This window comes from Streptomyces sp. NBC_00525 (assembly GCF_036346595.1).
In the GTDB taxonomy this organism is placed as follows: Bacteria; Actinomycetota; Actinomycetes; order Streptomycetales; family Streptomycetaceae; genus Streptomyces.
On sequence record NZ_CP107834.1, the window covers coordinates 1156608 to 1168928 of the forward strand.

The window sequence follows — 12321 nt, forward strand, 5'->3', positions numbered from 1 at the left end:
CCTGAACGTGACCCCACGCATCGAGGACTACGCCCTCATCGGCGATCTCCAGACCGCGGCCCTCGTCGGCAAAAACGGTTCTGTCGACTGGTTGTGCCTGCCCCGCTTCGACTCGGGCGCCTGCTTCGCCGCCCTGCTCGGCGACGAGGACAACGGCCACTGGCGGATCGCGCCCAAGGGCGCGGACGTGTGCACCCGGCGCGCCTACGCGGGCGAGTCCCTGGTCCTGGAGACGTACTGGGAGACGCGCACCGGCACCGTCAAGGTCATCGACTTCATGCCGCAGCGCGACAAGGAACCGGACGTGATGCGGATCGTCGAGGGTGTCAGCGGCACCGTCGACATGTCGTCCGTGATCCGGCTGCGCTTCGACTTCGGGTCCATCGTGCCGTGGATGCGCCGCTCGGACGGCCACCGGGTCGCCGTCGCCGGGCCGGACTCGGCCTGGCTGCGCAGCGAGCCGCCGGTCAAGACCTGGGGCCAGCAGTTCTCGACCTGCTCGTCCTTCAGCGTCTCGGCGGGCGAGAAGGTGGCCTTCGTCCTGACCTGGCACCCCTCGCACTCGCCGCGCCCCAAGCGCGTCGACCCCTTCGAGGCGCTGGAGAACACCCTGTCCGACTGGGCGCAGTGGTCCTCCCGCTGCAAGTACGAGGGGCCCTACCGGGAAGCCGTGGTCCGCTCGCTGATCACGCTCAAGGCGCTCACCTTCGGCCCGACCGGCGGCATCGTGGCGGCCCCCACCACCTCGCTGCCCGAGGAGATCGGCGGCGTACGGAACTGGGACTACCGGTTCTGCTGGCTGCGCGACTCCACGCTCACCCTGGGCGCGCTGATCTCGGCCGGCTATCTGGAGGAGGCGGCCGCCTGGCGGGACTGGCTGCTGCGCGCGGTCGCCGGCGACCCGGCGGACCTCCAGATCATGTACGGGCTGGCCGGCGAGCGCAGGCTCCCCGAGTCCGAACTGCACTGGCTGCGCGGCTACGAGAACTCCGCCCCGGTCCGGATCGGCAACGCGGCGGTGCGCCAGCGCCAGCTGGATGTGTACGGGGAGGTCATCGACTCGCTCCGGCTGGCCCGTGACGCCGGTCTCGACGACAAGCCGCACGCCTGGAGCCTGCAGCTCAGCCTCCTCGGGTTCCTGGAGTCCACCTGGCGCGAGCCGGACGAGGGGCTGTGGGAGATCCGGGGGCAGCGGCGCCACTTCGTGCACTCCAAGGTGATGGCCTGGGTCGCGGCGGACCGGGCGGTGCGCAGCCTGGAGGAGGACCCCACGCTGGCCGGGGACGCCGACCGCTGGCGGGCGATGCGGGACGCCGTGCACCGGGAGGTCTGCGAGAAGGGCTACGACCCGGTCCGCAACACCTTCACCCAGTCCTACGGCTCGCGGGAGCTGGACGCGGCGACGCTGCTGATCGCCCGCACCGGCTTCCTGCCGCCGGACGACCCGCGGGTGATCGGCACGGTGGACGCGGTCCGCGAGGAGCTGGGCAGTGGCGGCCTGGTGCGCCGCTACAGCACCGACGGCCGCTCCATCGACGGGCTGCCGGGCGGCGAGGGCGCCTTCCTGGCCTGCTCGTTCTGGCTGGCGGACGCGCTGCGGCTGACCGGGCGCACCGAGGAGGCCACCGAGCTGTTCGAACGGCTGCTGGCGCTGCGCAACGACGTGGGGCTGCTGGCGGAGGAGTACGACACGGCGGCCGGGCGCCAGCTCGGCAACTTCCCGCAGGCGTTCAGCCACATCGGCCTGGTCGGTACGGCGGTCGCGCTGGCGGAGGCCCGGCCGGCCGAGGAGCGGGCCGCCGAGGGCGGCGCGGAGTCCGGCACGGCAGGATAGGGCCATGGATCTCGGACTGAAGGACCGTGTGTACATCGTCACCGGCGCGACGCGCGGGCTCGGCTTCGCCACCGCGCGGGCCCTGGTCGCGGACGGCGCCAAGGTGATCATCACCGGTCGCGACGAACAGCGCGCCCGCGAGGCCGCCGGGGAGCTGGGGCCGGACGCCGTGGGGCTCGCCGCGGACAACGCCGACCCGACCGCCGCCGAACGGCTGGTGGAGGCGGCCCGCGAGGGGCTCGGCCGGCTCGACGGCATCCTCATCAGCGTCGGCGGCCCGCCGCCCGGCGGCATCGCGGACAACACCGACGCGCAGTGGCGGACGGGCTTCGAGTCCGTCTTCCTGGGGGCGGTACGGCTGGCCAGGGCGGCCGCCGCGGCCCTCGGCGAGGGCGGGGTCATCGGCTTCGTGCTCTCCGGCTCCGTCCACGAACCGATCCCCGGCCTGACCATCTCCAACGGGCTGCGCCCCGGCCTGGCCGGAGTCGCCAAGTCGATGGCCGACGAGCTGGGGCCGCGCGGCATCCGGGTGGTCGGGCTGCTGCCGGCCCGGATCGACACGGACCGGGTGCGGGAGCTGGACGCGCTCTCCGGCGACGCGGAGGCGGCGCGCACCGCGAACGAGGCGAACATCCCGCTGCGCCGCTACGGCACCCCGGAGGAGTTCGGCCGCACGGCGGCGTTCCTGCTCTCCCCCGCCGCCTCGTATCTGACGGGCATCATGGTGCCGGTCGACGGCGGCCACCGGCACGGCTTCTGAGCCCGCGCGGGGCCGGGACGCGGGGCCGCACGCCCCGCGCCCCGGCCCGTACCGCCGTCAGCTGACGCGCGCGGCCCGGTGCTTGACCGCCTTGAGCCGGACCTCGGCGGGCAGCCGGGCCAGCCCCGCGGAGTCCCGCGCGTGTGCCAGCGCCTCGTCGCCCAGCCGGCCGAGCGCCTCCTCGGGCGCGGCGTGCGCCTCCATCAGCAGCCGTACGCGGGCGGCCGGGGCCGAGCGTTTGCCGGTCAGCGTGACCCGGGCGCGGGAGACCCCGTCCAGGGCGCCCGCCTCCCCGGCGAGCACGCTCTCCAGGGCCCGGCCGCGCAGCAGGGCGCCCTCGCCGTCGCCGCTGTCCACCAGCACCTCGGAGAGGCGGGAGCGGCGCAGCTGGGCGAGCAGCCACCACAGGGCGAGGATCACCAGGACGGCGAGGACCGCGATCACGGTCGGCCACCACCAGCCCTCGCCGCGCCAGCGGTCCCGGTCGGCGTCGCTGAGCAGTACGTCGTGCTTGCCGTACCAGGGCCACCAGGACGGTACGGAGAGTCCTGCGGCGGCGGTGAGCACGCCGCCACCCACGCAGATCAGTACCAGTCCGGCGAGCGCCAGAAGTACCCGGTTGACGGTCCTGAGCACGCCGTTCACCCCTTCTTCGCCGGCCGGCGGACATGGACCGACAGGCGCGGCCGCCTGGCGAGTCCCAGTTCCCGGATGCCCGTGGACAGCACGGTGTCCAGGTCGGCCCGTACGTCGTCGAGTTCCCGGAAGTGCGACACGGCGCGCACTCCCACCTTGGAGCGGCCCATCCGGACCCGGACCGACTGGACGCCCGCCACCTCGACGGCCCGGTCCCGCAGGACCATGGCGGCCGCCGTACGGTCGAGCGCGGCGCGCACATCGGGGTGCGTACGGCGCATCGGCAGCAGGTCGCGCAGGCCGGGGGTGAGCGCCAGGAGCAGCAGCCAGAGCCCCAGGGCCGCGGCGACGGACGCGCCGGTGAGCACCCAGACGTCGTCGAGGCGGCGGGTCGCGAGGCCGTCCGCGAGGGAGCGGCGCCACTGCATCGCGGGGTGTCCGGCGCGGACCGCCGCCACGTCGTAGAGGAGCAGGCCGCTCGCGCCGAGGACCACCGCGGCGACGAGGCCGGCGGGGATGCGGCGGGCGGACCAGAAGCGGCCCGCGCCGCCGGCGGGCCGCTCCTCGTCCGGTGCGGGTTCGTAGTCCGCCGAGGAGGCGGACTGGTCGAGCTGGAGGACGTCGCCCTGTTCCACCGGCCCTGGGCCGGTGGGCTTCCGGGTGCCGTCGTCCGGGTCGTGGGGCCGGTTCATCGCATCCTCCCCTGTGCCGCGAGGCTCGCTCCCGCGGGGTGCAGGCGCTCGACCTGTACGGCCACTTCGGGCACCTCCATCCCCGCCAACGCCTTTACCCGCTCGGCGACCCTCCGACGCACGGCACCGCACTGGTGGCCGATGTCACCGGGATATCCCAGCTCCAGGCTCACCCGTACGCGGGCGGTCTCCCGGTGCACGGTGACCGTGGCGCGCGGCGACGCGGCCTCCTTCGGTGCCGCGTCGACCGCCTCCTTCGCCGCCTGTGCGGCGATCTTCGCGACCACCCGGTCGGCGATCCTCGTCTCTCCCCGCTGCCCGGCCTCGACCGCTCCGCTCGCCCCCGACAACGCCGTCACCTCCGCCGGTCGCCGCGCTCGCGACTCCGGAAGAAGTCACCGGGTTCGAGGTCGCCGTCGAAGAAGCGGCCGGCGACGAAGCCGACCGCTCCGAGGGCGGCCACCAGCAGGAAGGCGCCGAACCCGCCGAAATACCCGGCGAAACCGAGCGCCATGCCGGCCAACAGGCCGACCACAGCCATGCTCATCGTGTGTACTCCTCAGCTGCTGCGGACGCCTGGACCTACTGGACGCGCGACTCCGACCCGTCGTCGTCATCGTCGTCGTCGGGCAGTTTCACGTCGCTGACGGCGATGTTGACCTCGACGACCTCCAGGCCCGTCATGCGCTCGACGGCCGCGACGACGTTCTCCCGTACGTCGCGGGCGACGTCGGCGATGGACACGCCGTAGTCGACGACGATCTCCAGGTCCAGCGCGGTCTGGGACTCGCCGACCTCGGCCTTGACGCCGCGCGTGACGGACTTGGAGCCGCCGGGGACCCGGTCGCGGACCGCGCCGAAGGTGCGGGACAGGCCGCTGCCCATCGCGTGCACCCCGACGACGTCCCGTGCCGCCATTCCGGCGATCTTCTCGACGACCCCGTCGGCGATCGTCGTGCGGCCTCGGGTGCCGGGGTCGCCGCCGCCGCGCTTGGTCAGACTGCTGCCGCCCGAGGTGCCGCTGTCGGGGTTCTCGGGCCGGTTCCGCTGTGGGGTCTCGGTCATCGCCGTTCTTCCCTTCGGGGCAGGTTTGACTTCTTTGCCCACATTAAGGGCGCTTGCCCCGACTCGCGCCGTGGATACGGCAGTCTGGTGGTCATGACGACGGCTGACGGCCCGCACAGGGCGCACGCGTGGACGGCCGCGGTACGGCAACGGCTCTCGCTGGGGCGGCTGCTCCCCCTGGGCGGTCCGGCGGACGGCGCCTGGATCGCGGAACGGGCGGCGGTCGCGGTGCTGCGCCGGGCGGTGTACGACCCGGCGGCGGGCCCGGTCCTCGGGGAGCTGCGGATCGCCGTGGCCGACCCGGATTCCGCCCCCGCCGCCCAGGTGCCCCCGCCCCCGAGCGCGCTGCCGCCGGGCCCCCTACGAATCGAGGCGACGATGACCGCGACGGCCGACCGGCCCCTGCCCGCAGCCGCCGAAGCACTGCGCGCGGCCCTTCTGTCGGCCGCCGCGCGGCGGCTCGGACTGGTGGTCGCCGAAGTGGACGTCCGGGTGACGGGACTGCTCGACGGCGCGCCCGAACGGGTGGAGCCGGAGCCGGTGGAGGTGCGCCCGGCGGCCGCGGAGGACGCCGTGGGGCGCGCCGCCGCCTCGGTCACCGGGGTGGCCGCGCTGACCGGGGTGCTGGGCCCGGCGGTGCGGACGGGCGAGGACCATGTGCGCATCGAGCTGGCGACGCGGGGCGGTCACCGCGCGCTCGACGTGGCGCGGGCGGTCCGGGAGGCGGTGGCGGGCGTCCCGGAGGGCCGGGAGCCGGTCGCGGTGCTGGTCACGGCGGTGTCCGGGGAGTCCCCCGCCGGCTGACCCGGGGGCGCCGCAGCGGGCCGGCCGGTGCGCGACCGGGCCGGCCGGCCCGTACATCGGTCGTGGACCGGCGTACGTCAGTCGAGGGCGCCGGCCAGGTCGCGCAGGCGGCGGCCCTGCGCGGCCCGTTCGGCGGCGCGCTGCTCCTCGTACGTACGCGAGAGGGCACCGCCCAGCAGGGCCTTGGTCTCGATGACGGCGTCGCGCGGGGCGGCGAGCAGGGCGCCGGCCAGATCGCGGGCGGCGGCCTCCAGCTCCCCGGCGGGCACGACGAGGTTGGCCAGGCCGGTGCGCTCGGCCTCGTCGGCGTGGACGAAGCGGCCGGTGGCGCAGATCTCCAGCGCGCGGGCGTAGCCCACGAGGTGGACCAGGGGGTGGGTGCCGGTGAGGTCGGGGACCAGTCCGAGGCTGGTCTCGCGCATGGCGAACTTGACGTCGTCGGCGACGATGCGCAGGTCGCAGGCGAGGGCGAGCTGGAAGCCCGCGCCGATGGCGTGCCCCTGGACGGCCGCGATCGACACGAGGTCGTTGCGGCGCCACCAGGTGAACGCCTCCTGGTACCCGGCGATCAGCGCGTCCAGCTCGGCCTCCGGGCCGCGCCCCATGTCCAGGAACGACGGCTCGCCGTCGAACCCCTCGGGGGTGAACGCCTGGCGGTCGAGTCCGGCGGAGAACGACACGCCTTCGGCACGCAGCACGACGACCCGCACACTGCCGGGCAGGGCCCGTCCGGCCTCGGTCAACGCCCGCCACAGAGCGGGAGACTGGGCGTTGCGCTTGGCCGGGTTGGTGAGGGTCACCGTGGCGACCGCGTCGTCGACGGTGAGTCGTACGCCGTCCTTGTCGAGCACGGAGTCGAGCGAGGTCATACGGAGCCTCCGGATCGGGTGCAGTCAGCACATGGAGCTAAGTGACTGAACAGTAACCACCGGATCGAGCATACGATCGACCGGGTGGCCGCACCCGGACCGGGAGCCCGCCGGGGCCGTCCCGTGACGTGCCCCGTCCGCTGCCGGCCGTCAGGCCGTCGCGGCCTTCTTGCCTCGTGTGGCGCCACCGCGTCCGCGGAGCGTCACTCCGGATTCGCTGAGCATCCGGTGGACGAACCCGTAGGAGCGGCCGGTTTCCTCGGCCAGCGCCCTGATGCTCGCACCGGAGTCGTACTTCTTCTTCAGGTCTGCCGCGAGCTTGTCGCGCGCGGCGCCGGTCACCCGGCTGCCCTTCTTCAGAGTCTCGGCCACCCGTGCCTCCTCATGGGAAGTGCGCTCTGGACTCTCATGATCACCCCTCGGGCGCTTCCTGGCCACCCATTCGGCAAGGTCGGTGCGACCGGATTCACGCCCCGGTGGTGCGCCCGCGGGCCCGGAATGCCCCATGCCGACGGCGGCTGCGAACCGCCCGGCCGGGGCCCGCGGAGGAACGTCCAGGTCAGGGCCCCCAAGGGCTGGGCGCCGGAAACGACGGCGCCCGGCAGCCGTCTGCCGGGCGCCGCGCCGAGGTACGAGACGTACTCACGCAGATGATGGATTCCGGCTGGGCCGAATGATCCGGTGCGGTGGATCAGGCCAGCGCGACCAGGTCCCGGTAGTCGGCGCCCCACAGGTCCTCGATGCCGTCCGGGAGCAGGATGATGCGCTCCGGCTGAAGGGCCTCGACCGCGCCCTCGTCGTGGGTGACGAGCACGACGGCGCCCTTGTACGTGCGCAGCGCGCCGAGGATCTCCTCGCGGCTGGCCGGGTCCAGGTTGTTGGTGGGCTCGTCCAGCAGGAGGACGTTGGCGGAGGAGACGACCAGCGTGGCCAGGGCGAGGCGGGTCTTCTCACCGCCGGAGAGCACCCCGGCGGGCTTGTCCACGTCGTCCCCGGAGAACAGGAACGAGCCGAGCGTCTTGCGGACGGCGACGAGGTCCAGGTCGGGCGCGGCGGAGCGCATGTTCTCCAGGACCGTGCGGTCCGGGTCCAGGGTCTCGTGCTCCTGGGCGTAGTAGCCGAGCTTGAGGCCGTGGCCCTCGACGACGCGGCCGGTGTCGGGCTGCTCGGCGCCGCCGAGCAGCCGCAGCAGCGTCGTCTTGCCGGCGCCGTTGAGGCCGAGGATGACGACGCGGGAGCCCTTGTCGATCGCCAGGTCGACGTCGGTGAAGATCTCCAGCGAGCCGTAGGACTTGGACAGGCCCTCCGCCATCAGCGGCGTCCTGCCGCACGGCGAGGGGTCGGGGAAGCGCAGCTTGGCGACCTTGTCGGCGACCCGGACCTCCTCAAGGCCGGACAGCAGCCGGTCGGCGCGCTTGGCCATGTTCTGGGCGGCGACGGTCTTGGTGGCCTTGGCGCGCATCTTGTCGGCCTGCGCGTTGAGGGCGGCGGCCTTCTTCTCGGCGTTCTGGCGCTCGCGCTTGCGGCGCTTCTCGTCGGCCTCGCGCTGCTGCTGGTAGAGCTTCCAGCCCATGTTGTAGACGTCGATCTGCGACCGGTTGGCGTCGAGGTAGAAGACCTTGTTCACGACGGTCTCGACCAGTTCGACGTCGTGGGAGATCACCACGAAGCCGCCTCGGTAGGTCTTGAGGTAGTCGCGCAGCCAGACGATGGAGTCCGCGTCGAGGTGGTTGGTGGGCTCGTCAAGGAGCAGGGTGTCGGCGTCCGAGAAGAGGATGCGGGCCAGTTCGACGCGGCGGCGCTGACCGCCGGAGAGGGTGTGCAGCGGCTGGCCGAGCACCCGGTCGGGCAGGCTGAGCGCGGCGGCGATGGTGGCGGCCTCCGCCTCGGCGGCGTACCCGCCCTTGGTGAGGAACTCCGTCTCCAGGCGCTCGTACTTCTTCATCGCCTTCTCGCGGGTGGCGCCCTTGCCGTTCGCCATCCGGTCCTCGTTCTCCCGCATCTTGCGCAGGATCTCGTCCAGGCCGCGGGCGGACAGCACCCGGTCCCTGGCCAGTACGTCGAGGTCGCCGGTGCGGGGGTCCTGGGGGAGGTAGCCGACCTCGCCGGAGCGGGTGATGGTGCCGGCGGCGGGGGTGCCCTCGCCGGCCAGGCACTTGGTGAGCGTCGTCTTGCCGGCGCCGTTGCGGCCGACGAGACCGATGCGGTCGCCCTTGGCGATGCGGAAGCTGGCGGATTCGATGAGGAGACGGGCGCCGGCGCGCAGCTCGATGCCGGAGGCGGTGATCACGGGGAGGTACTCCAGAGCGGAAGGAAGGGCGGAGGAACGACAGGCGGTGACGACTGGACGCCGTTACTCACGCACACGCACAAGGAGGACTGCCATGGAGGCCAGTCTACTGGCGGTGTCCAACTACTTTTCCGCGCCCGGTGCGCGGCTCCTCCGCGGCGCGGGCGGTGCCGGCGGGACGGCACCGGCGCCCGGTGCCAGACTGAGACACAGCTCACAGATCACGGGACGGCGCTGCCGTACGGAAGGGGCTGAGCACGATGGCGGACGCGGGAGCGGGTGTGCCGACGGTGTACCCCACGATCCTCTACGACGACGCGAAGGCGGCGATCAGAACACTCACCGAGGCCTTCGGCTTCACGAAGGAGGCGGTGTACGAGGCCGAGGACGGGTCGGTGGCGCACGCGGAGCTGTCCTGCGGCAACGGCAGGGTGATGCTGGGCTCGCGGGGCCGCGAGGGGGTCTTCGCGCGGGCCATGGCGGAAGCGGGCCCCGCCGGGGTGTACGTGGTGGTCACGGAGGTCGACGCGCACCACGCGCGGGCGGTGGAGCACGGGGTGGAGATCCTGATGCCGCCGACCGACCAGGACTACGGCTCGCGCGACTACATGGCGCGCGACGCGGAGGGCAACGTCTGGAGTTTCGGGACGTACGCGCCGGGGGCGGCGCGCTGAGGGGCGGGGGCGAGCGCACGACGGGCCCGCCCCGCCCCGCTCCGGTCAGGAGCCGCCGGTGTGGACCTGGAACGCCGCCTTGCGGACGGCCTTGGCCAGGGCCGGGTCCGGGTGGGCGGCGGCCAGGGCGACCAGGACCTGGACGGTGCGCGGATGGCCGACGGCGCGGATCTCGTCCAGCAGGGCCGGGACCGTGCCCTGGACCGCCGAGTCGAGGTGGCGCACCAGGAGGCCGGTCTCGCCGTGGTCGGCGACGGCCGCCGCGGTGTCGACCCAGAGCCAGGTGGCCTCCTCGCGGCTGAGCACCTCCTGGGCGTCCTCCGGGTCGGTCCCGTCGTACTCGGCGAGCCAGAGCAGCGCGTACGGGCGCAGCGGCGGGTCGGCGAGGACGGCGCGGACCTCGGGTTCGGCGGGGGCGCCGACCACGCGCAGCGCCTCGAAGGCGAGCCCGCGCAGCAGGGCGTCCTCGCCGCGGGCGACGTCGAGCAGTTCGGCGACGGCGCTGCCGACCGGGCGGGCGGCCAGCCAGGCGCGGTATTCGGCGCGGGCGGGGCCGGGGGTGAGCCGGGCGCAGCCCAGGAGCATGTCGGCGGCGGCCTGCTCGATGTTGCCGGCCGGGCTCTGGGCGGCGACGCAGATCTGTTCCAGCTTGACCCAGACCGCCCAGTTGCCGAGGGGGGTGAGGGTGGCGTGGCCGTTGCCGAGGGTGAGCGCGCCGACGGCGGCCAGCCCTTCGAGGGCCCAGTCGAGCAGGAGGGCGACGAGTTCCGGGGCGTGGGCGGTGGGGGCCGGTTCGGCGGGGCCGGGCAGCGGCTCGGGGCCGTACGGGACCTCGCAGCGCTCCTCGTGGAGTTCGGCGACGCGCTGGCCCAGCAGGTCGAGCAGGGCGGGTACGGGCACGGGTCCGGCCGAGAGCTGGAGCAGCGAGAGGACCTGGGGCACGGCTTCGACGGCCTCGGCGACGACGGTGGACTCGACGTCCAGCGGCGCGGGGTGGACGAGCGACCAGGCGTCGAAGAGGGCCACCCAGCCCCGGAGCACGGCGGAGTCGTCCCGGTCCCAGGCGCGCAGCCGCCAGCCGGGCCGCGCGGTGTCGCCGTGGAGTTCGACGAGCCCGGCCAGGCGGGCCCGGTCCCAGCCGGAGCGGACCTGCGCCGGGGAGAGTTCCAGCGCGGCGGCGACGTGTTCGAGGGCGCCCGCGGCGAGCGGCGGGCTGCCGGGGTCGCCCCCGCCGGCCGCCCAGCGGGCGATCCGTACGGCGTCGGCGAGGGCCGTCCTGGCCTGGCGCGCCAGTTCCGCCCTGGGCGGGGTGCCCTCGGGCGGGCGCGGCGCGGGCCTGGTGCGCCGGGTGGTCACTGCCTTGCGAGCGGTGGTGAGGGGTCGCGGGCGGACAAGTCGCAGCCTGGAGTCGCGCGGGGTACGGGACGTCACGGGGAGCAGTCTTGCCCCTGACGGCCCGAAAGCCCAAACGGAACGCGGTTCACCGGTCTTCGCAGGCCCGTGCGCCCGGCGGGCACCAAACGGCCGAACCGGCACATCGACTCACATCAGGGGCGTGAGGAAGCGGCGCAGGGTCTCCTCGTAGCGGGCCGGGTCGGCGTTCCACATCGCGGCGTGCGGCGCGTGGTCCACGGTGTGCAGGGTGACGATGTCGGGGCGGCCCGCGGCGAGCCGGCGGGAGTGCTTCCAGGGGGCCAGGGTGTCGTCGGGGCCGTGGAAGATCAGGGTCGGGACGTGCAGGCTGAGCGGCAGCGAGGTGTCGAGGAGTCCGGTGCCGCCGAGCCCGGTCCGGCCCTGGGCGGCGCGCACGGCTAGCGGCAGCAGTGCGGCGGGGACGCCTCGGGCGGCGGCGAGGCCGCGCAGGGTGTCGGTCCAGTCGAGCACCGGGGAGTCGAGGACGAGGCCGGCGATCCGGTCGCGGTGGGCGGAGCCGGCGCAGGCGTGCAGGGCCATGGTCGCGCCGGTGGACCAGCCGTACAGGATGACCCGCCGGGCGCCGTTGCGGACGGCGAAGCGGATGGCGGCGTCCAGATCGCGCCACTCGGACTCGCCGAGGTGGCCGAGCCCGTCCGGGGAGCGGGGGGCGCCGGGATCGCCCCGGTGGGCGATGTCGAGCACGGGGAGCTGCTGGCCGTGCAGGAAGCCCAGGAGGTTCAGGGGGTGCTCGCGGGTGGTGCCGATGCCGTGGACGGTGATGACCCAGGTGGCGCGGGGTGCGGGGACGAGCCAGGCGGGCAGCGCGCCGAGTTCGCCGGGGATCTCCGCCTCGCGGAAGTCGAGGCCGAGGGCGCTGCCGGGGTCGCCGCTGTGCACCTGGGGTGTCATGCGGACCTTGTCGCCGGGGGCCAGGATGCCCTGACCGACGCGTTCCAGCCGTCGTACGACGGTGTCGGCCGCTTGGTGGGCCCGGTCGAGCACGGGGCCGATGACGGCGTGGACGTCCTTGCCCGCCAGCCCGTAGGTGCCGGGGCGCAGCGAGGTGAGGGACCGGGTCAGGGTGATCTGTCCGGCGGCCGTGGCGTGGACGGTGAGTTCGGGGTCGGCGGGGAGCGGGCGTCCGGGCGGCGTCTTCAGCGCGACGTCGCCGGCGATCCGGCCGGCCGCGACGGCTGCCGCGCCGGCGCCGATGAGTGTGGTGACGGCCGCTGCCGTCGCTGTAACCGGGCGCACACCCCCAGTGTCGGGGTCGGGGCGGCC

General features: G+C 74.2%; 14 protein-coding genes. 4 read left to right on the top strand and 10 right to left on the bottom strand.

Annotated elements, in window-relative coordinates:
* Window positions 1-7: 7 nt before the first annotated feature.
* Both OG710_RS05100 and OG710_RS05105 read left to right on the top strand, forming a co-directional pair.
* Complete coding sequence (locus OG710_RS05100) at window positions 8-1834, top strand: glycoside hydrolase family 15 protein (protein ID WP_330238262.1); 1827 nt, start codon at window positions 8-10, stop codon at window positions 1832-1834.
* 4 nt (window positions 1835-1838) lie between these two features.
* Entirely contained in the window at window positions 1839-2594 is a 756-nt protein-coding gene (locus tag OG710_RS05105; RefSeq protein ID WP_111333207.1) for an SDR family oxidoreductase, read from the top strand.
* A gap of 57 nt (window positions 2595-2651) precedes the next feature.
* On the opposite strand, the gene amaP is transcribed toward OG710_RS05105, so the two are convergent.
* The 5 genes from amaP to OG710_RS05130 are packed head-to-tail and all read right to left on the bottom strand — an operon-like array spanning window position 2652 to window position 4987.
* A complete protein-coding gene (gene amaP, locus OG710_RS05110) occupies window positions 2652-3239 on the bottom strand; it encodes an alkaline shock response membrane anchor protein AmaP (protein WP_330238263.1) in 588 nt (195 codons plus the stop codon).
* Complete coding sequence (locus OG710_RS05115; RefSeq protein WP_330238264.1) at window positions 3236-3922, bottom strand: DUF6286 domain-containing protein; 687 nt, start codon at window positions 3920-3922, stop codon at window positions 3236-3238. Before OG710_RS05115 ends, amaP begins: the two co-directional genes overlap by 4 nt.
* Complete coding sequence (locus OG710_RS05120) at window positions 3919-4281, bottom strand: Asp23/Gls24 family envelope stress response protein (protein ID WP_111333201.1); 363 nt, start codon at window positions 4279-4281, stop codon at window positions 3919-3921. The genes OG710_RS05115 and OG710_RS05120 overlap by 4 nt, the downstream gene beginning before the upstream one ends.
* The gene (locus OG710_RS05125; protein ID WP_111333199.1) at window positions 4278-4469 is read right to left on the bottom strand and encodes a hypothetical protein; all 192 of its coding nucleotides are present in this window, start codon (window positions 4467-4469) and stop codon (window positions 4278-4280) included. Before OG710_RS05125 ends, OG710_RS05120 begins: the two co-directional genes overlap by 4 nt.
* A gap of 35 nt (window positions 4470-4504) precedes the next feature.
* On the bottom strand, window positions 4505-4987 hold the full coding sequence (locus OG710_RS05130; RefSeq protein ID WP_111333197.1) for an Asp23/Gls24 family envelope stress response protein: 483 nt from the start codon (window positions 4985-4987) through the stop codon (window positions 4505-4507).
* A 93-nt stretch (window positions 4988-5080) separates the two neighbouring features.
* Between OG710_RS05130 and OG710_RS05135 the strand changes: the two genes are divergently transcribed.
* Window positions 5081-5791, top strand: coding sequence for a hypothetical protein (locus tag OG710_RS05135; protein WP_330238265.1), 711 nt, complete (start codon window positions 5081-5083; stop codon window positions 5789-5791).
* Window positions 5792-5868: 77 nt separating this feature from the next.
* On the opposite strand, the gene OG710_RS05140 is transcribed toward OG710_RS05135, so the two are convergent.
* The 3 genes from OG710_RS05140 to OG710_RS05150 form a co-directional block, all read right to left on the bottom strand.
* A complete protein-coding gene (locus OG710_RS05140) occupies window positions 5869-6660 on the bottom strand; it encodes an enoyl-CoA hydratase/isomerase family protein (RefSeq protein ID WP_111333195.1) in 792 nt (263 codons plus the stop codon).
* Window positions 6661-6810: 150 nt separating this feature from the next.
* On the bottom strand, window positions 6811-7032 hold the full coding sequence (locus OG710_RS05145; protein WP_018518904.1) for a helix-turn-helix domain-containing protein: 222 nt from the start codon (window positions 7030-7032) through the stop codon (window positions 6811-6813).
* A 319-nt stretch (window positions 7033-7351) separates the two neighbouring features.
* Complete coding sequence (locus tag OG710_RS05150; RefSeq protein ID WP_111333193.1) at window positions 7352-8950, bottom strand: ABC-F family ATP-binding cassette domain-containing protein; 1599 nt, start codon at window positions 8948-8950, stop codon at window positions 7352-7354.
* Window positions 8951-9210: 260 nt separating this feature from the next.
* Here OG710_RS05150 and OG710_RS05155 point away from each other — a divergent pair, with 260 nt between their 5' ends.
* Window positions 9211-9624, top strand: coding sequence for a VOC family protein (locus tag OG710_RS05155; protein ID WP_330238266.1), 414 nt, complete (start codon window positions 9211-9213; stop codon window positions 9622-9624).
* A 45-nt stretch (window positions 9625-9669) separates the two neighbouring features.
* On the opposite strand, the gene OG710_RS05160 is transcribed toward OG710_RS05155, so the two are convergent.
* Entirely contained in the window at window positions 9670-10980 is a 1311-nt protein-coding gene (locus tag OG710_RS05160) for a hypothetical protein (RefSeq protein ID WP_330242159.1), read from the bottom strand.
* A 186-nt stretch (window positions 10981-11166) separates the two neighbouring features.
* The gene (locus tag OG710_RS05165) at window positions 11167-12294 is read right to left on the bottom strand and encodes an alpha/beta hydrolase family protein (RefSeq protein ID WP_330238267.1); all 1128 of its coding nucleotides are present in this window, start codon (window positions 12292-12294) and stop codon (window positions 11167-11169) included.
* Between the last annotated feature and the right edge of the window lie 27 nt (window positions 12295-12321).